Below are 19,447 nucleotides of genomic sequence, written 5' to 3'. Positions count from 1 at the left end.
TATAATTTTATTATGTAAACAATATTGATGATGTCTTAAAATTCATCGTTATTATGCAGGGGATAAAACCTGCCGTTAAAACCAATCACGTCGATCTGTTTAATCTGCAGAGGATCATCTAGGCTCTTATACTGTCTGTTTATCCGTAAAGTAAATATTCCGGGAGAATAGGTACCACTTGCATCAGTGAATTTAATCCTCTCTGTTATATCTCCACTGACACTTTCCACTTCAATGATGGAACAATCTTCGTTGCAATCGATCATATACTCTTCCTGAAGCCACTTTTTAAAATCTTTTTCCGTCGGTCTGTTGAGAATCGTAACAATACTTAGTGTTACGACAACAGCCACAACAAAAAGAAACGTCCATCTTTTGTTCATTGTTCGATCACTTCTTTCAAAAAATGTTGGAAAATACTGATAAAAATAGTTTATCACAGTTTGTGAGAGAAGGGTATAAACACCATATGAAAAGAGCCTGGGGTCCCAAGCTCTTTTCAAAGATTCATTTTACGGAAGAAGCGGCAGTGTGATTTTTACAACAGTTCCTTTGTTCAATTCACTTTCATATTCAATCATGCCGCCCATTTCACGAATAAGTTTATTTGTCACCATGCTTCCCAATCCCGTCCCTTTGGTCTTCGTTGTATAAAAGGGTAAGCCGATTTTCTTTAACTCATCTCCGGTCATTCCCTTTCCGTTATCCGAAATGCTGATATGAATAGAGCGAGAGAAGGGATCTTCTTTTAAAGTGATTGAAATTTCCCCTTGATTCTCAATGGATTCGATGCCATTTTTAATAACGTTCATGATGGCTTGCTTCAAATGGTCCTCATCACCTTTAATAAGATGGGAGCCGGTCCTATGAAAAACGATAGAAGTATTGGAGTAAGCTGCAAAAGGCCTCAATAGATCTACACAGTCCCCGATGATATCTTCAATGTTAAGCTTTGCCAGTTGAAATCCACTTGGTTTTGCCACGCTCAGATAGTCTGTGATAATTTTGTTCGTTCGATCCAATTCATTCAGGATGAGGGGGGAGTACCTCTTTAACCTGCTATCCTGTGAATCCTCGCTTAGATGCTGAATGAATCCCCTAACAGTTGCAAGGGGATTGCGGATCTCATGGGCGATAGAAGCCGCCATTTGTCCTACCATATTCAGTTTATCAAGATATACCATTTCTTCAATCTGTTTATTCGTGCGGATGAGATGCTCGATGATGAACACCAAAGCAAGAAATGTAAAATAAAATACTGAAAAATAAATGATGTAAAAGGGCAGATGTAATATAGGGATATAAACATTAATAATCGTTATGTAGAGTGTAGAGTGGATAAGAAAGATAAGAGTACTTACTAAAAATTTGTATTGAGTCTTCAACAGCAACTTACGAAAGATCATTCCCATCACAAGAGCCAATACTGAAACGGCAATACCCACTGCAACATAAGGACCTCCGATTAAATAACGAAAGATGATGACACACCCGAGTACGATAGACCCTGATAATAACCCTGCATATATGGTGGAAATCAGGATCGCAATCATGCGTAAATCAAAATGGGTGGCACCAAGCGTCTCGATGGGGTACAACATGCATAAAAGTGCACCAAATGCTCCGACTAACCCATACGTGATTTTATGTTTGAAAATAGAATCCTGTTTTTCTCTGAATGGAAAAAGGACATTTGCATTATAGGTAAAAGAAAATAAGATTGTGATATTGACCAGTAGAGTTTTGATTAATGTAATCAAAGAAAAGCCTCCAAAACGATTTGACTCAGGAACACCAAAAGCTTCCTGTCTAAAAATATACAAGAACATACAAATATTAAAAATACTTCATTTCCCCCTTTTAGTCAAATTTGAGGGACGGACCTCTATATTGCTTGGATTTTTAAGCAATGATTTTTAAAAAATGTAGTGTTGAAGCATGTTACAAGGGAGTTTGAGAACGAAAATGTGACTTATTCCAAGGTCCGTCCCTCACTATGAGCAGGTATTTTAGCAGGGGGAATAGAATATATAAGATATACAGGCTTTATTGTTGGTAATTGTATGAAAAGGGTATGATACATAGTTGGGTGTTGCCAAGTGCATATAGTAGTTCGGCCGTTCTGTTAGAGTATCGGAAGGGGAGGAATGAAGATGATGGAAGGACAGGTCTTGCATCAACGGCAGCAAGTGAAAATCATGCATAAGAAAATCCCAATGAAAGAAGTGGTGAAGAGGGCATTCCTGATTACTATAGGAGCTGTGATCATGGCTGTCGGTCTTGAGATTTTCCTTGTTCCCAACCAGGTCATCGATGGAGGGATTGTCGGCGTTTCCATTATGCTCTCACACATAACAGGCATTAAGCTGGGAATTTTTATCTTTATCTTAAATATCCCCTTTTTCTTCATTGGATATAAACAAATCGGTAAAACCTTCGCATTTTCTACGCTTTATGGCATTATCATCCTTTCGATTTCAACAACCTTTCTACATCCTGTTGCGGCCTTTACACAAGATATTCTGTTGGCTTCCTTATTCGGAGGCATCGTTCTCGGCATAGGGGTCGGCATTGTCATCAGATACGGGGGGTCCCTTGATGGAACTGAAATCCTCGCCATTTTATCAAGTAAAAGGCTTCCTTTCTCCGTAGGGGAAATCATCATGTTTGTGAATCTATTCATTTTAGCCAGTGCAGGCTTTGTCTTCAGCTGGGATAGGGCCATGTATTCTCTGCTCGCTTATTATGTTGCATTTAAACTCATTGATATTACGATTAAAGGACTGGATGAATCCAAATCCGTTTGGATCATCAGCGAGAATTACGAAGAGATTGGAGACGCCCTTCTTCATCGGTTAGGCAGGGGTGTCACTTATTTAAAGGGAGAAGGTGCCTTTTCAGGAGATGATAAAAAGGTCATATTCTGTGTCATCACACGACTTGAAGAGGCAAAATTGAAGGACATCGTGGCAGAGCATGATCCATCCGCGTTTCTGGCAATAGCAGATATTGCAGAGGTAAGGGGAGGAAGGTTTAAGAAAAAAGACATTCATTGACCACAATGTTATGAAAGCTACATTTAAATGCGCAGAATCGGGATAACTCCTGGTTCTGTGTTTTTTTATATGTGAAGTCCAAAAAAAGCAGAATGTGTCCGTTTACTCGGTATGCTTTCTGTATTGGATTATGTATATATACTTATTGTCGACGACTACATCTACTTGTAGTACTATTATCTAGGTTGCGATGACTCGTTTTTTTCTGAGATACCGAACATTTAATGAGGAACCTTCCAACGAGTCAAAAAAATATCATCTTCAATAGAGGAGAACAGAATCATGGATGTTGTAATACTGATTAAAGCATTTATTCTCGGTATGGTAGAAGGCTTGACGGAGTTTGCTCCGGTATCCTCTACCGGCCATATGATCGTGGTGGACGATCTATGGATCAAATCGAAAGAAGTTTTGGGGAAATACCCAGCCAATACGTTTAAGGTACTCATTCAACTTGGTTCCATTCTTGCGGTAGTCATAGTATTTCGAGAGAGATTCAAGGACTTGTTGGGGATGGATTCCCGTAAAGAAAAAAGATCACCAAAATTAAAACTATCACATATTTTAGTCGGTTTGCTCCCGGCAGTAATACTTGGGTTACTGTTCGAGGACTACATCGATGAACATCTCTTTTCACTAAATACGGTCCTTGCAGGATTAGCCATAGGTGCGTTCCTTATGATCGCTGCCGATGTGTTCCGGCCAAAGGTACAGGCGGTGGAAACCGTTGATGGGATCACCCACAAGAAAGCGTTGATGATTGGACTGATACAATGTCTATCATTATGGCCGGGATTCTCAAGGTCTGGTTCTACCATTTCAGGTGGTGTATTACTTGGCTTAAGCTACCGTGCAGCGTCTGATTTTACCTTCATTATGGCTGTACCTATCATGCTGGGTGCAAGTGTCCTGTCTCTGATGAAAAATTGGATGTATTTCAATGCTGAGTTCATGCCCTTTTTGCTTGTGGGCTTTATCAGCGCATTTCTATTTGCTTATTTCTCGATCCGCTTTTTCTTAAAAGTGATCAATAAAGTCAAGTTAATCCCATTTGCCATTTACCGCCTTATTCTGGTGTGCATTATTTTACTGATTTTTTTATAATGGAGCCCTTGACAGTTAGAAAATACTCCCATATAATTTCAGTAACACTTTTATCAATAATTGAATATACTATACGAAAGCAAAGAAAAGGACATGATTCATTCACTATTTTCTTGATCAGAGAACAGGGTCACCGGCTGAGAGCCCTGAAGAGAATTGAATGTATTACCACCTTGGAGCTATTATGGAGAAATAACAGTATCCATAATCGGGAAAACCGTTATCTTACTTAAGCGAAGCGTTATTTTTTAAACTTCGAAATTAGGGTGGAACCACGACCGCACTCGTCCCTTGGTTAGGGATGAGTGCGGTTTTTTTATTATAAATAATCAGTGCGCTATGAAGAGGACACGGATCATTTAAACTTTCTTACCAGAGAACAGGGTCATCAGGCTGCAAGCCCTGAAGAAAGGAAAATGGTTTACCACCTTGGAGCTATTATGGGGAAATAACAGTATCCATAATCGGGAAAACCGTTATCAACTTTGAGCGGAGGACCAAAGAACTTTTTGTCCTTCGGAATTAGGGTGGTACCACGACCGCATTCGTCCCTTGGTTAGGGATGGGTGCGGTTTTTTATATACAAAATTTAAGGAGGAAAAGACATGTCGATTCAATCAGAGGTGGAAAAGAGAAATCACAGGAAACTAGGCCAGGAGCTAGAATTGTTTATCTCCATGGAAGAAGCACCAGGGATGCCGTTTTATTTACCCAAGGGGATGCTCTTGCGGAATGAGCTGGAGGAATTCTGGAAAAAGGAGCACCTGAAAGCAGGCTATCAGGAAATCAGGACTCCCATCATGATGAAACAGGAATTATGGGAGAAATCAGGTCACTGGGATCATTATCATGAAAACATGTATTTCTCAGAGGTGGATGATCAGAAATATGCCATCAAGCCAATGAGCTGTCCTGGAGCAGTCCTGATTTATAAAAGTAAACGGCGAAGCTACCGGGAATTACCTATCCGTTATGGGGAGCTGGGATTGGTCCATCGCCATGAGTTGTCAGGGTCGTTAAGTGGATTATTGAGAGTGCGTTCGTTCACTCAAGATGATGCTCATCTATTTGTAAGGGAAGATCAAATTCGCGCAGAGCTTCATAAGGTTCTGGATCTCATTGATCGTTTTTATGGAAAATTCGGTTTTGAATACAAAGTTGAACTGTCAACTCGCCCGGAAGATTTTATGGGATCCGTCGACCTTTGGAATCAAGCGGAAGGGGATCTCGAAGGAGTATTGGAAGAAAGGGGCGTCGATTATCAGATCAACCATGGAGATGGAGCCTTCTACGGCCCGAAGATCGACTTTCATATTTTTGATTGTCTAGGGAGGAGCTGGCAGTGTGGAACGGTTCAACTTGATTTCCAAATGCCTGAAAAATTCCAGTGTGAATATATTTGGGAAGATAATCAAGTTCTGAGACCGATCATGATCCATCGTGCCATTTATGGATCAATTGAACGGTTCATGGCCATAATCATTGAACACTTCGGAGGGGATTTTCCCCTTTGGTTAGCTCCCCACCAGGTTAAGGTCCTCCCTATTTCTGAAGCTCATATCCCATATGCCCAAGAAGTGAAGTCAAAGCTTGAAAGAGAAGGGTTCAGGGTGGAACTGGACGATCGCGTTCAGAAAATGGGGTTGAAAATCAGGGAAGCCGAGCTGCAGAAAGTGCCATATATGATGGTTATAGGGGATAAAGAAGTCCAGCAACAATCGGTTTCACTTAGAAAAAGGAAGGAGGGCAACGTGGGAGTCCTTCAAGTGAGTGATGTTATCCAAAAATTGAAAGAGGAGATGCGGTAACAATGGTAATTCCTTTATTGGCTGGAACAAGAGGGAGAAAATACTTATTATCCCCTTGACCATTTCCTTTATTTTCTATAAACTAACAGAAGGAAAATTCTGAATACAAAGAAAGGGGGAGGAGAAATGGGCACATTTAGTCTGGTTTATCGYTTTATTCCTTCTTTCCTTTATAAGAGCTAAAAGGTAATTTATTTACTTTTTAGCTCTTTTTATACTATGGGGGAATGAATATGGGATATAAGAGAGTGTTAATAAAATTAAGCGGTGGGGCTTTGGCAGATAACGAAGGCAATAATTTTGGGACGTCAGAGCTTGAGCATATTGCAAACGAGATCTTATCCATTGTAAATATGGGTATTGAAGTGTCTTTAGTAGTGGGAGGAGGAAATATCTTTCGTGGGAGTTTGGCAGATACATGGGGGATTGAAAGAGTCGAAGCCGATAGCATCGGGACGCTAGGAACGATCATTAACAGCTTGATGCTGAGAGGTGTTTTGAAAAGCAAAACGGATAAAGAAGTCAGGGTCATGACCTCAATCCCCGTTTCAGCAGTGGCTGAACCTTACATCCGCCTTCGAGCGGTCCATCATCTGGACAAAGGGTATATTGTCATCTTCGGAGGGGGTAACGGGCAGCCCTTTGTAACGACCGATTATCCCAGTGTCCAACGTGCTATTGAAACAAACAGTGATGCTATCCTTGTAGCAAAACAAGGAGTAAACGGTGTATTCACCTCTGACCCGAAACGGGATAAAGAGGCGAAGATGTATCAAAATTTAAATTACGATGATGTGGTATTAAATAATATAAAAATCATGGATCAGTCAGCGCTCCTACTAGCACGTGATTATAAACTTCCTGTTCATATCTTTAACTTTGACCAGGTGGGAATCATGAAAAAAATATGTTCCGGACAGAAATGGGGAACATTGATTAATCACGAAGAGACTAAACTTTAAACGAAATGATTGCATTTCCAACGGGGATCAATCTCAGCTTTCAGAAAATGATGTGTTAGTTATTAGTTAGTTTAAAAGCAATAATTTATAACCGGGAGAGAAATAGAAAGTAAGGAGGGGGAACGGTGAACGTCAGGATCCAGAACCGTTTTGAACCGGATAGACTGAATGAAATGAAAGATGTATACCATTCAGTAGGGTGGCTTAAGCATACAAATGAGGTGATATCCAAAATATTTCTGAGGAGTGATATCGTATCTGTGGCCGTTATAGAAGGACGCATTGTTGGATTGGGAAGAGCCCTGACCGATGGAGTCTTCAATGCGACGATCTATGATGTGGTTGTTCACCGGGATTATCAACGCAAGGGAATTGCTACTCTTATTATGAATGATATATTGGAGCAGCTGGCGGATGTATCTTGTGTCTTATTGATCTCGACTACGGGTAATGAAGCTTTCTATAGAAAACACGGAATGAAAAGTTTGAAGACGGGAATGGCAAGGTATCTCAACCCATCCCTTGCCGAGGAATATTTAACATAATCATGGAAACGAGCCGGCCACAATATGACCGGCTCTTTCACTACATATCTTCAAATCGTATGTGTTTTTTCCTTGGGTTCTTCGAGATTCATTTTTTCTAATTCAAGTCTCATTTTCTGGGTTTCTATGACGAAATTTTCATGTTTGAGTTTTTCAAGTTCGAGTTCATCTTCTATCAATTTTTGTTTCAGCTTGGATTGTTTTTGGAAATGGTCTGTAATGATACCGAGAATAGGTATGGAAAAAATCATGATTACAGCTATGGTTCCAGTCATTTCAATCCTCCTCTTTCTCATTTTATGCTCGACTTGTAATAGTTAAATTATAACAAAGTGCGAGATGAAATAGTATAAAATGTGGTAATCATAAGTAAGAAATCATTATAAAAGTATATACGAATGAATCCGGGAAAGAGTTTCAAAAATTTCAAAGTAATAGAATGGAATCCACCAATATATCAGTAGAAATAGGGAGATTTATACGTTCCACTTTCTATGAACGAATGTAAGCAATGTCACTCGGTATTTTTTTAGGGCAGAATTCATGATGGCATAGGTTAGGATCCCGAATAATGGAATGTTGATCATCATTCCTGTAAAGAAAGCTTTTCCTATTTGCAATCCGACCCCTACCGCGTCACCCGAGGAATCAACCGGAAAGAAGAGATGTCCTACGACAAGATTCAAGTAGAAGAAGAAAGGGAAAGCCCATATTAAAGAGACACCGCCAACTAATCCGGCGAACGGGTTTCCTTTGAATATCTTTGCACTGGCTGTAGAAATGACAGGACCGATGCCGAAGGAAGGCACGAAATTAATCAATAAGCCAACCGTGAATCCTAATGCGATGCTATGGGCGTTATCTTTAAGCCGCAATAGTTTTAAAGTCAAGCACTTTAATTCTCTTAGTTTTTTTCTAATCATTTGATCATCACCATATATTATTAGAATGTGATTCCGTTCGATTGTGTTATTATCATCCTTGTTTATAGTATGTCTAATTTTGAGCTTTGTAAATTAAAAAAGGACTTTTTTATAGGAATTATTGATCTTTTTTCATGACACAGCTTTATGAGGATGAATAAAATGGTATTCTAATACTAATAGAATTTTTGGCAGAGTGAGGACTGAACATGAAACTAACAAAAAAAATCCCCAATATGGTGACCTTGGGGAATTTATATTGCGGATTCTTATCCATCGGATTTGCAGCGAATGGACAATTTAAAAATGCAGCAGTTTTAATCATTATTGGCATGATGCTCGACAGTATGGACGGTAGACTTGCGAGGATGCTCAATGCAGACAGTATTTTGGGGAAGGAATTGGATTCACTGGCGGACATCGTGACATTCGGGGTTGCACCATCATTTCTTGTGTATTATACATACTTTTTTCAATTCGGATTATTAGGGTTCATAGTGGCTGGTTTATTCCCTTTATTCGGTGCGTACCGTCTTGCACGATTCAACACAAGTCCCCCGAAATCGTCTCTTCACTATTTTGTGGGCGTCCCTATAACGGCTGCGGGTGGGATCTTGGCCATTCTAACATTATTCGGTAACTGGATTCCGAATATCGTGACAACGGTCATTTTTACAGCGATGTGCTTTCTGATGGTGAGCAGGATCAGGATACCAAGTCTGAAAGAAGTTCCGTTACCTAAATACGGGACGATTGTGACAATCTTCATCGGGGCATTATTGTATGTAATCTTCAAAGGTACATATGAAGAATTCCCATATTTAATTTACATTGCAACCCCTTTGTATATTGCTTATCTGGCGTACAGATTTATTAGAAGGTAAGATAAAATTGTTTCTCTACGTACAATCGACAGACAGAAGATATCAAAATATGAAATGAGCCAGGCGATGAATGCCTGGCTCATTTCTGTATTCTATTACAATATCTTGATCACAATCCCACCAAGTGCCCCTGCAATCACGACCATCCAAGGCGGCAGCTTCCAGTACACCAGCATACTGAACAGAATCGCTGCAAAGGCAAAATCAACAGGTGCCTGGATCGATGATGTAAAGATCGGGTGATAGAAAGCCGCAATCAGAATCCCGACCACCGCTGCATTCACTCCCATCAATGCGCCTTTAATCTTGGGATTCTGTCTAAGGGAATCCCAGAACGGCAAGGTCCCGGTAATCAGTAGAAATGCGGGCAAGAAAATGGCGACAGTCGCAAGCATCCCACCTTTCCACCCGTTGATAACAGCTCCAATATAAGCTGCAAACGTGAAAAGGGGACCCGGAACCGCCTGGGCTGCACCATACCCTGCTAGAAACTGTTCTTCGGTTAACCAGCCAGTCGGAACAAATTCACGTTCCAACAGCGGCAGTACAACATGCCCCCCACCAAAGACCAGTGATCCCGATCTGTAGAAACTATCAAATAGTGCCAACCATTCCAAAGTGGTTGCTTCCCGGATAATGGGAAGAAGGATTAATAATCCAAAAAATATCAATAAGCAAATCACAGCTAATCTGCGGGAAATCGGTATCTTCACTTTTGCTTCCTCACCTGAAGCGTGATGTTTATAGAGTAGGAAGCCGACAAGTGCAGAGAGAAGGATGACTGCAACCTGGGAGAAAGCGGTCTGCCACATCAAAATGACAACAAGAGCGAGCAGGGCAATGGCTTTTCTTTTCAAATCCGGCGTCAACTTTTGTGCCATTCCCAGGACCGCATGACCCACTACTGCAACTGCAACGATTTTCAGTCCATGTATCCATCCAGCGTCAGTCACCCCCATTTCCTGGAGGACTAGTGCAAAGAGAACTAATGCCACGACCGATGGCAGAGTGAATCCGAGAAAAGAAACGATACCACCAAGCACCCCTGCACGCATAATACCGATACCCATCCCAACCTGACTGCTTGCCGGTCCAGGCAGGAACTGGCAAAGGGCAACAAGATCAGCATAGCTTTTTTCATCCATCCATTTTCTTCTGCGAACATATTCTTCATGGAAATAACCAAGATGGGCAACAGGCCCTCCAAATGATGTGAAGCCAAGCCTGGTTGAAATAATAAGGATTTCCATTAGTGTTTTAAGATTCAATGTTTTCACCTTCTTATTAATCTTTAATTTCTTTAAATAGCTCGAACGCTTTGTTACGGGCCTCGATCAAAACGGCACTTCCTTTATCAGTGATGGAATAATACTTCCTGATTTTCCCTTCCACGTTTTTATCTTCTTTTATTAGTAGTCCGTCGGTTTCCATCGAGTGCAGGATCGGATACAAAGTACCCGAGCTGATGCTGTATCCATGCTCCTTCAGTTCCTCCAACATCCATGTCCCATAAATGGGTTCTTCTTTGGCATGATGAAGAATGTGTATTTGAATGAAACCGAGGAATAGTTTCCGTAAAACTTTTTCTTCCACTTTAGTCACCTCCAATTGATATCGATATGCGATATCGATAATCGAAATCGATTGAGAATACTATAGCATAAGGTTCAAGTTAACAGAAGAACGAACATACAGATTTACAAAACTTTAATATAAGTAGAAATGATTGATTTAGGTTTAAGAGTGAAATTTATTAACTGAGTCATTCTTACTAGTCTCTCAACACCTTTTAGACCTTTCTTCACATATTATTTAATCCATGCATATCTTCTGATTCATGCCGATATACTTTACAGGTTTAATTCAACGGTAAAGGAGAGATGATATGTTCAAAAAAATGATCATGACGATTGTAGCGCTGTTTTTATTCCTGCCTTCATGGAGTCAAGCGGGATCTTTCGGAAATGATGATCCATCAGGAGTTCCAGGGCAGTGGTATGTAGGTACGACTCCTTCGTATGTTGCTCCTTCAAAGCAACCGATTCTCTTTGTTCACGGTTTGAACAGTTCTTCAAATACCTGGTGGAACGAAAATAATATGTACGATACCGCCTATCAAAATGGGTATGAAACCGCTTTTATCGACCTGTATCCTACAAAGAATATGTGGGACAACGGCGCGCTCCTGGCTCAAAAAATACGAGAGATTTACAATTACTACGGAGAGAAAGTGGTGGTTGTAGCCCATAGTAAAGGAGGAATCGATACCCAATCGGCACTCGTTCACTATGGTGCCTTTCCTTATGTTTCAAGAGTGATCACCCTTTCTACACCACATCACGGCTCACAATTGGCGGACTTGGCTTATAGCAGCTGGGCTGGGTGGCTTGCTGGCATCCTTGGTAGTAAGAACGATGCCACCTACTCCCTGCAAACGGGGTATATGGCATATTTCCGCTCTGAAACCGATCAGCACGTAAATGTAAATAAAAATCCAATTTACACATTCGGGGGGACTAAGTGGGGTGGCTTTGGAAGCTCTCTTTATTGGGGAGGATTATATCTCTGGGGGTATGGAAGCAATGACGGAGCCGTTACGGTCAATAGTTCCAGACTGCCGTATGCCACTGAGTTAAGGGTGGGGGACTGGAATCATTTCACCATTAAAGAAGGATCCTCCACTTTCAATTTATTCAGGGATTATTTAAATGAGGGCACCACCAACTCATCAGGTGCAAAGATTCAAAGCAGTGAGCATTCTTCGTCCTATAATACTGAGACAGCCTCGTACGTCAGAGGTGGGGAAACGAACGGGAAAAAACAAGAAAAAGTCCTGGTTGAAGAAGGGGCAGAGTCGGTGACCTTTGATTGGATGAGTAATATTCCTTCCTCTCGCTTGACCCTGGAAGATCCGAAACGGAAAATACATTCTTCCTTCAAAGTAACTAAAGACGAAGGGGAGTATTTTAACGGGGCTTATCATTTTACCCTTACGATTCCGAACCCTGTTCCTGGGGAATGGACTCTCCAATCAACCTCTGTAAATTCAGAGAAATATCTTATGGATGTTACATTCGAGAGTCCAGTGAATGATGCTGTGAACGTGAACATTGCTCAGGGTGAGATCAGCTTGAAGAAAAATGATATTAAGTTAGACCTACAACAAGACATCACAATTGAATATTACAAGAACGGCAAGGTGAAGGAGAGTAAGATGAAACTTAAGGACGGTACTCTTAAACTACCGAAACTGGGCGAAGGCGTTTACAATGTAACAATTGATATAGACGGTGCAAAAGATAAAAAGAAATTCAAACGGACTTTTATCAAAACGATTTATGTTGATCAAACGGGGAAGATTTTCGGTCAATAATAAGTTCACTTATTAGGGGGAGCTCACGAACAGCTTCTCTTTTTTTGATATCAGAGAGAGGGACGGACCTCCAATTTTATGATCTAGGATTGAACGAATGCTGATTATTGCTATAATTAAGGTTAGTAGGTGGGAGAAATTGGAGGTCCGTCCCTCCGGTAGGAAAGGGTGGTTTTATTGGGTGCATTGTATCTTTCTGGCGGTGGGGATAGGGATCAGACGTTGGCGATTGATAAGGAGTTTGCAGGTGAATTGAGCGGGGGAAAGTCATTGTTATATCTGCCGGTGGCGATGGATCCGGGTGAGATTTCATATGAGACGTGTTATGAGTGGATAAAGAGTGTGTTTGCACCATTTGGGGTTAAAGACATTGCGATGTGGGAGGATCTTAGGGGGAAGACCCTGCAAGACCTTATGAGGTACTCTGCTGTGTATATAGGGGGTGGAAACACGTTCAGACTAATGAGTAACATTCTTCAGTCGGATTTCCATGTTCATTTGTCGGCTTTCAAAGAAAAAGGCGGAACGATCTACGGTGGCAGTGCCGGTGCGATTGTGCTGGGCAGTAATATAGCAACGTGCACCCATGTGGACGACAATGATGTTCTGCTGAAGACGAGAAATGGCTTGTCTTTTCTCGATAACTTTTCGATCTGGTGCCATTACGAGGAAGGAAATGACCCACTGATCCATCAATTTATTCAGGCATTCCATAAACCTATCATAGCCCTGAGTGAAGAAACCGGTCTGAGAATCCTGAGTGGAAGAATGGAAGTGCTTGGTACTAAGCCCGCCTATGTTTTTGATAGGGATCTGATTAAACGGGTTTTTGAACCGGATCGATTTATCTGAAAGCAGTTGAATAATAAGAGGAAGAAGGAAAACGATGAAACAAAATATTTATGACAATTCCACATTTTTTGAAGGGTATATGAATTTGCGCGATTCCAAAATGACCTATAATGATTTTCTTGAACAGCCTGCCATGAAAGAAGCGCTTCCGGATCTGAAGGGGAAACGGGTAATGGATCTTGGATGCGGAACCGGAGAATTGTCCAAATACTGTATAGAAATGGGTGCAGCAGCTGTCGTAGGGGTGGATATTTCTGAAAAGATGATCACCAGGGCGTTAAGAGAAAATAAGGATGACAATATTACATATATTTGCAGTCCGATTGAAGACCTATCCAATCAAACAGAACCTTTTGACTTGATTGTAAGCTCACTGGCGATCCATTATATTGAAGACTATGAATCTCTGATCGAGAAGCTTCACACGCTATTAAAGCCAGGCGGAATATTGATCTATTCAACCGAGCATCCAGTCGTAACAGCACGTAAAGACATGAAGAATTGGTGGAAAAATGAAAACGGCGAACGCCTGCACTGGGCACTTGATCATTACCGGGAAGAAGGGAAACGGGAACAGCATTGGTATGTGGACGGGGTGATCAAATATCACAGAACAATACCGACCCTGGTCAATGGGCTTATCTGTCATGGTTTCATGTTAGAAAAAATGCTTGAGCCCCTGCCCACTAAGGAAGGGCTTAATCTGATGCCTGATTTAAAAAATGAAGAACGCAGACCATCTTTTCTTATTATTAAATCAAGGAAAATAGACTGATCGGCTAGCTAATCTACACTTACGCAAGGTATCTCATATACATATAAAAAAGGACTTCAGCTTATGATGTCCTTTTTCATGTTTATAGAAGCAATTAATGAGCTTCTACGGCTTTATTAAGTGTTTGATAGATTTTGATGGTTGAAATATTAATTCCCATTTGAACAAATTCAATGCTCATCTCTGGACGCATTCCTGACAAAATCGGTTCAATTCCAAGTAATTTCAGGCTGTCAATCAGTTTCATGATCCCTTGTTGGAACAAAGGATTCACTTCATATACTCCTGAAAGATCTATGATCAACTGATGAATGGATAGCTTTTTGCACTCAAGCAGAACATGCTCTGCCATCATTTCCCCTCGAACTTCATCTACATGACCGATAAGGGGCAGTACAGCCAGGTCCGAGAAGATGGGGACGACCGGTGTAGACAGGGACAGATATTTTTCTTCGGAGATCTTCAACTGCTCATCTGCATATTCACTATACGCTTCACAAAAAGCGGAAATCATTGTCGTGAAGGATTGATCGATATCGTGTGTAATCTCTAGAAGAATATCTTTCGCCAGAGTGTCATTATTATGAAGGACTATATCTTCTAATACCACTTTTTTATAGAGAGAAACTTTACTAATTGACATATTGAGAGGGACTCCTTGACCGGAAGCGAGTTTTCCAACCTCTTTCCCCCAGTCCTTTGAATGACTGTCAAAGCTCTCTCCTTTCAGTAACCCATTGCCTATGAGTTCAATCAGCTTAACAAAATATGGCAGACTGTCATTTCTTCTTTCTTCGACATATAGATCGGGGTACGATGTTGCAAGTTCAGAGAAGATCGAGTTGGCGATTTCTCGTTTTCTTTCAATCAATTGATCCCCTATGGAAGTGGTGATTGTGTGGTGAGTCATTTTCATCCTCCAGTTGAATCTTTTTCCTCTAGTATAGAGGATTATTCTCATTTAGTATAGGCGAATAATAGTATACCAGGTATATTGACAAAGGGGTTAGTATTCCCTTATAATTTCAATAATTTAAAATATTTCCAATTAAAACGAAACAATCAGGGGATTGCTTCAACCTGCTACATATTAAAATTGCGTCGTAAAATCCCGTTAATGATAATTCGTTAAGTCTGGAAACGTACTATGCAGATAACTGAGGTGGTGACTCGCGTCCTAAAGATTCAGTTCTTGAGGAGGAGGGTTTTTTATTTTAAAGGAGTGTTTTGCAATGAATACCGTATTACTTGATGTTCCTCCAGTGATCACAACAGAAAGACTGGAACTAAGGATGCCTCAGCCGGGTGACGGCCATGCAGTCAATGCAGCGATCAAGGCTTCCCTGCCTGAATTACAGCCATGGCTGGGTTTTGCCCAAAGTAACCCTTCCGTAGAAGAAACGGAGACGAACACCCGTCAAGCACACGCTAAGTTTGTTACCAGGGAAAGTTTAAGGTATTTGATGTTCTTGAAAGATACCAATGAATTCGTCGGTTCAACAGGTTTTCACAACATCGATTGGAGTGTTCCGAAATTTGAAATCGGATATTGGATCGACACCCGAATGAGTGGAAATGGGTATATGGCAGAAGCAGTTGGGAAACTAACTGACTTGGCTCTGAATGAGCTGAATGGAAAAAGAGTGGAGATAAGATGTGAATCGACGAATGACAAAAGCAGGGCGGTTCCTGAAAGGCTCGGCTATAAATTAGAGGGTGTCCTACGAAATGAGGATCTGTCAGTCGATGGAGAACGATTAACCGACACATGTGTGTATGGGAAAATCTCCGGAAGCTAGAATAAGAACGTTTAACACTTGAAGAGAGTAAATAATATGATTTGAAATAAACAACCAGTTTTCTTCAAAAAACTGGTTGTTTTATTCATTTGATTTTTCATGAAACCGGCCAATCTTTTTTCAACATACTATAGGTCACAATGTCTTCATAATGATCATACAACCACTGTCCATCCCGTGTGATGCCTTCTTCTGTAAATCCTAAGCGTATCGGAATCCCTATGCTTTTCCCATTGTTGACGGCACATTGGATTTCCACCCTGTTAAGATCCATTTCGTTAAACAAATAGTTTATCAGGGAAGAAACGGCACGTGTGATGATCCCATTTCCTTGTGCTTCTTCACTTAGGAGGTATCCAATGCTCGTGCTACGGGTTTTCCAATCGATAAAATGCAGTCCGATCATGCCTACTAATCTCCCACGATAGCGTATGCCGGCATCGAATCCGTTGTTATCAGCGTAATTCCGGATCCAAATTGGGATGACCGGCTCTAAATCCTCTGGTGATCGGCGTTTATCTACCCACAGAAGCCACTGACGAAGATGATCCCGGTTCGAATCAATCAGCTCGTATAATTCCTCCTTATGGTGTTGTTGAAATAGCTCGATTGAAATCTCTTTATCTACTGTAAATGAAAACATGGGAACATCTCCTTAATAATATTTAGAAGATTATACCATATTTATGGTGTGATTCGTTTATATAAGAATAAAATTTATGAATATAAAGGGGATTTATTTTATAATAGAAGAAAATAGTTGAAGGAGGTGGTGACATGGTAATGAGATCGATCTTGCCAGAGTCCCAAGCGTCTCATGCAAAGCCTATTATTAGAAAGGCGACACTTTGCATGGGATGGTATCTAATTTGATCGCCCAGAAAGTTCATTTCTAGTAAGTCGGCTTTGCACCTTATTGACTGAATTCAGGTAGAAGATAAGGAGCTGACTGAAATGAAATATGTAAAAGCGGAAAGCGTGTTACCACAATCATTAGTAAAAGAAATCCAAAAATATGTACAGGGGGAAACCCTCTATATACCGAAACCGAAAGCGGAATACCGAAAGTGGGGGAGCCTTTCCGGAAGCAGAAGGATCATTGATGAACGAAATGCCAAAATCAAATCAGCTTTCTCAAATGGAAAGTCGATTCAGAAATTAGCCCGTGAATATTACCTATCAAGTGAAACAATCAAGAAAATCGTGTACAAAAAGCGCTGAGTTGTATCAGTGCTTTTTTCAGTGTATACATTAATTCTAAGTGAAACTCTACATATCCTAATAGCATGTAAATGTATATATTATACAAGAGAGCAAATGCATATAGGCATGGCTTAAAAAATAAAAGAATAACGTTTTAGATTTAGGAGCGATAAAGATGGATCCATTTATTCGAAATGATCAATACAATTTCATCAAGTATCAAACACAGGCGCTGATTAACGGGTATTCAACGGTAAATGATCTTGGTGTTCTCCAAGCTTTGAGGGGACTCGTGCACGATAAGGTAATGAATCTATTTGAAGATCTATCCCCAGTGCAGCTAAAGGAACTTGAATCGATTGTTACTATCCGGGATACAGACCAAGCAGAAGACTTTCTGATTGGACTAAAGCCATTCGTGATCCCTTTTCCTGCTTTGAGTGATTCTACAGTGAAAAAATTATTCCCTAAGGTAAAAAAGTTAAAAACACCTGCTTGGGATGAAATAGAGTTAAAAGACATTTCCTATCTGGGCTGGAATGATTACGGGCAGGAACGGAAGTATATCGTAGCAGAATACGAAGGGAAATTGCGAGGCTTCAAAGGGACGTTCAAAAACAGTAGTAAGAAGGGGATTTGTACGATATGTAACACGTTTGGAAGCATAGGGTTTTACCTTTCTGAATCGAAAACGTCTGCTCATGGAAACTTTGTAAAGAAGGGGAATTATATTTGTCAGGACAGTGATGAGTGTAATGAAAAGCTGAAAGATAAGGATAAATTGGATGATTTCATTCAACGGATCAATCATTAAGACCGTGCGCCGGGCAACGTCCCCGGGGTTTATTTTTTATCTTTATACTATATTACGGAATTCCAATTCTTCTCAACACTTATAAATCCCTTGAAACATTCCCATACTTTAAGTAGTATAAATAAGTAGAAAATTGTAGAGTTTTGAAATGAGGGTTTTAAATGGAAAAGAAATCCATATATGGATTAACATTAGATCAACTGACTACGTGGCTTGTTGAAAACGGACAAAAGAAATTCCGCGCGGCTCAAGTGTGGGATTGGCTATATAAAAAAAGAGTGACAAACTTTGCAGATATGAAGAATTTGAATGCGGACTGTGTACAGCTGCTGGACGATCACTTCTATCTTCATACGCTCACACAAGAAGTTAAACAGGAATCGAAGGACGGTACAATCAAATTCTTGTTCAAACTTGAAGATGGAAATCTAATCGAAACTGTTCTTATGCGTTTCAACTATGGCCTGAGTGTGTGTGTCACCACACAGGTAGGCTGTAACATCGGATGTACATTCTGTGCAAGCGGACTGTTGAAGAAGAACCGTGATTTATCCAGCGGCGAGATTGTCGAACAGATTATGAATGTTCAACATCATCTCGATGAAGCTGGGAACGGGGAACGTGTCAGTCACATCGTCGTGATGGGAATTGGTGAACCGTTCGATAACTACGATAATATGATGGACTTCTTCCGTGTTGTAAATGATCAGAAAGGCCTTTCCATCGGAGCGCGCCATATTACCGTTTCCACAAGTGGACTGGCTGATAAGATTTACAAATTTGCCGACGAGAATATTCAAATCAACCTGGCCGTTTCCTTGCACGCTCCGAACAATGAATTGCGTACAAGGATCATGAAGATCAATCGTGCGTATCCGCTCGAGAAGCTAATGCCGGCTATTGATTACTATTTAGAAAAAACAAATCGACGCATCACGTTTGAATATATCTTGTTGAGTGATGTGAATGATCATAAAGAAGAAGCCATTCAGTTGGCCAAACTGCTGAAGAACAAGCGGCACCTTTCTTACGTCAACCTGATTCCATATAACCCGGTCGACGAACACAACCAGTATCAACGAAGTACGAAAGAAGCAATCGTTGAATTCTACGGTACCTTACTGGAACATGGAATCAACTGTGGAGTCCGAGTGGAGCAGGGGACAGATATCGACGCGGCATGTGGTCAGTTGAGAAGTAAGCAAATCAAGAAAGATAAAGTAAAATCATAATAATGGAGCACATGAATTCCTGATGGGGAATTTATGTGCTTTTTTGTTGTGAATGACTGTCCGGATTTTCCTTAATTTGTAAAAATACGCAATTCACATAAAATTTGACGCAATCAC

Annotated in this window: 21 protein-coding genes and 2 other annotated features; of the genes, 13 read left to right on the top strand and 8 right to left on the bottom strand. The window is 40.7% G+C overall.

From position 1 onward, the window contains the following. Positions 1–35: 35 nt before the first annotated feature. Both AM506_RS14560 and AM506_RS14555 read right to left on the bottom strand, forming a co-directional pair. Positions 36–383: a hypothetical protein gene (locus tag AM506_RS14560; RefSeq protein ID WP_060673208.1), complete on the bottom strand. Its 348-nt coding sequence runs from the start codon at positions 381–383 to the stop codon at positions 36–38. 129 nt (positions 384–512) lie between these two features. Continuing rightward, positions 513–1,760, bottom strand: a complete 1,248-nt coding sequence (locus tag AM506_RS14555; protein WP_060673207.1) for an ATP-binding protein — start codon at positions 1,758–1,760, stop codon at positions 513–515. Positions 1,761–2,198: 438 nt separating this feature from the next. Here AM506_RS14555 and AM506_RS14550 point away from each other — a divergent pair, with 438 nt between their 5' ends. The 5 genes from AM506_RS14550 to AM506_RS14530 all read left to right on the top strand — a co-directional run bounded on the left by AM506_RS14550 (position 2,199) and on the right by AM506_RS14530 (position 7,475). Next, a complete protein-coding gene (locus AM506_RS14550) occupies positions 2,199–3,056 on the top strand; it encodes a YitT family protein (protein ID WP_440480353.1) in 858 nt (285 codons plus the stop codon). 282 nt (positions 3,057–3,338) lie between these two features. Beyond that, positions 3,339–4,160 carry an undecaprenyl-diphosphate phosphatase gene (locus AM506_RS14545; RefSeq protein ID WP_060673206.1) on the top strand — a complete coding sequence of 274 codons (822 nt, stop codon included), beginning with the start codon at positions 3,339–3,341 and terminating at the stop codon, positions 4,158–4,160. Positions 4,161–4,233: 73 nt separating this feature from the next. Beyond that, positions 4,234–4,455, top strand: a binding site (T-box leader). Positions 4,456–4,490: 35 nt separating this feature from the next. Then, positions 4,491–4,716: a binding site (T-box leader), on the top strand. Between the two features lie 49 nt (positions 4,717–4,765). Continuing rightward, positions 4,766–5,968, top strand: a complete 1,203-nt coding sequence (gene thrS / locus AM506_RS14540; RefSeq protein ID WP_060673205.1) for a threonine--tRNA ligase — start codon at positions 4,766–4,768, stop codon at positions 5,966–5,968. Between the two features lie 233 nt (positions 5,969–6,201). After that, positions 6,202–6,930, top strand: a complete 729-nt coding sequence (gene pyrH, locus AM506_RS14535; protein WP_060673204.1) for a UMP kinase — start codon at positions 6,202–6,204, stop codon at positions 6,928–6,930. A 125-nt stretch (positions 6,931–7,055) separates the two neighbouring features. Next, positions 7,056–7,475: a GNAT family N-acetyltransferase gene (locus AM506_RS14530; RefSeq protein WP_440480352.1), complete on the top strand. Its 420-nt coding sequence runs from the start codon at positions 7,056–7,058 to the stop codon at positions 7,473–7,475. A 50-nt stretch (positions 7,476–7,525) separates the two neighbouring features. On the opposite strand, the gene AM506_RS14525 is transcribed toward AM506_RS14530, so the two are convergent. Both AM506_RS14525 and AM506_RS14520 read right to left on the bottom strand, forming a co-directional pair. Further along, positions 7,526–7,750 (bottom strand): hypothetical protein, encoded by a 225-nt coding sequence (locus AM506_RS14525; protein WP_060673203.1) that lies wholly within the window; start codon positions 7,748–7,750, stop codon positions 7,526–7,528. A gap of 201 nt (positions 7,751–7,951) precedes the next feature. Next, complete coding sequence (locus AM506_RS14520; RefSeq protein ID WP_082386380.1) at positions 7,952–8,398, bottom strand: DUF2062 domain-containing protein; 447 nt, start codon at positions 8,396–8,398, stop codon at positions 7,952–7,954. Between the two features lie 209 nt (positions 8,399–8,607). Between AM506_RS14520 and pssA the strand changes: the two genes are divergently transcribed. Beyond that, complete coding sequence (gene pssA / locus AM506_RS14515; RefSeq protein ID WP_060673201.1) at positions 8,608–9,282, top strand: CDP-diacylglycerol--serine O-phosphatidyltransferase; 675 nt, start codon at positions 8,608–8,610, stop codon at positions 9,280–9,282. 95 nt (positions 9,283–9,377) lie between these two features. Here pssA and AM506_RS14510 read toward each other — a convergent pair whose 3' ends face one another. Then, on the bottom strand, positions 9,378–10,532 hold the full coding sequence (locus AM506_RS14510; RefSeq protein ID WP_060673239.1) for a chromate transporter: 1,155 nt from the start codon (positions 10,530–10,532) through the stop codon (positions 9,378–9,380). Positions 10,533–10,566: 34 nt separating this feature from the next. After that, positions 10,567–10,875 (bottom strand): PadR family transcriptional regulator, encoded by a 309-nt coding sequence (locus tag AM506_RS14505; protein WP_060673200.1) that lies wholly within the window; start codon positions 10,873–10,875, stop codon positions 10,567–10,569. Between the two features lie 292 nt (positions 10,876–11,167). On the opposite strand from AM506_RS14505, the gene AM506_RS14500 reads away from it, so the two are divergent. From AM506_RS14500 to AM506_RS14490, 3 genes are all read left to right on the top strand, one after another. Beyond that, complete coding sequence (locus AM506_RS14500; RefSeq protein WP_060673199.1) at positions 11,168–12,655, top strand: lipase family alpha/beta hydrolase; 1,488 nt, start codon at positions 11,168–11,170, stop codon at positions 12,653–12,655. A 177-nt stretch (positions 12,656–12,832) separates the two neighbouring features. After that, a complete protein-coding gene (locus tag AM506_RS14495) occupies positions 12,833–13,507 on the top strand; it encodes a Type 1 glutamine amidotransferase-like domain-containing protein (RefSeq protein WP_060673198.1) in 675 nt (224 codons plus the stop codon). Between the two features lie 34 nt (positions 13,508–13,541). Continuing rightward, positions 13,542–14,282 (top strand): class I SAM-dependent methyltransferase, encoded by a 741-nt coding sequence (locus AM506_RS14490; RefSeq protein WP_060673197.1) that lies wholly within the window; start codon positions 13,542–13,544, stop codon positions 14,280–14,282. 94 nt (positions 14,283–14,376) lie between these two features. Here AM506_RS14490 and AM506_RS14485 read toward each other — a convergent pair whose 3' ends face one another. Next, positions 14,377–15,192: an STAS domain-containing protein gene (locus tag AM506_RS14485; RefSeq protein ID WP_060673196.1), complete on the bottom strand. Its 816-nt coding sequence runs from the start codon at positions 15,190–15,192 to the stop codon at positions 14,377–14,379. A gap of 322 nt (positions 15,193–15,514) precedes the next feature. On the opposite strand from AM506_RS14485, the gene AM506_RS14480 reads away from it, so the two are divergent. Continuing rightward, positions 15,515–16,081, top strand: coding sequence for a GNAT family N-acetyltransferase (locus tag AM506_RS14480; protein WP_060673195.1), 567 nt, complete (start codon positions 15,515–15,517; stop codon positions 16,079–16,081). 97 nt (positions 16,082–16,178) lie between these two features. Here the strand turns inward: AM506_RS14480 and AM506_RS14475 are convergent, their stop codons facing one another. Beyond that, entirely contained in the window at positions 16,179–16,724 is a 546-nt protein-coding gene (locus tag AM506_RS14475) for a GNAT family N-acetyltransferase (protein WP_060673194.1), read from the bottom strand. Between the two features lie 311 nt (positions 16,725–17,035). Between AM506_RS14475 and AM506_RS14470 the strand changes: the two genes are divergently transcribed. The 3 genes from AM506_RS14470 to rlmN all read left to right on the top strand — a co-directional run bounded on the left by AM506_RS14470 (position 17,036) and on the right by rlmN (position 19,330). Continuing rightward, a complete protein-coding gene (locus AM506_RS14470; RefSeq protein WP_060673193.1) occupies positions 17,036–17,302 on the top strand; it encodes a CD3324 family protein in 267 nt (88 codons plus the stop codon). A 157-nt stretch (positions 17,303–17,459) separates the two neighbouring features. Then, entirely contained in the window at positions 17,460–18,098 is a 639-nt protein-coding gene (locus AM506_RS14465) for a FusB/FusC family EF-G-binding protein (protein ID WP_060673192.1), read from the top strand. A 161-nt stretch (positions 18,099–18,259) separates the two neighbouring features. Continuing rightward, positions 18,260–19,330 carry a 23S rRNA (adenine(2503)-C(2))-methyltransferase RlmN gene (gene rlmN, locus AM506_RS14460; RefSeq protein ID WP_060673191.1) on the top strand — a complete coding sequence of 357 codons (1,071 nt, stop codon included), beginning with the start codon at positions 18,260–18,262 and terminating at the stop codon, positions 19,328–19,330. The last annotated feature ends 117 nt before the right edge of the window (positions 19,331–19,447 follow it).

This window comes from Rossellomorea vietnamensis (assembly GCF_001305855.1).
Taxonomy (GTDB): Bacteria; Bacillota; Bacilli; order Bacillales; family Bacillaceae_B; genus Rossellomorea; species Rossellomorea vietnamensis_A.
The sequence above is the reverse complement of the archived record's forward strand: the minus strand, read 5'-3'. Positions and strand labels throughout refer to the sequence as shown.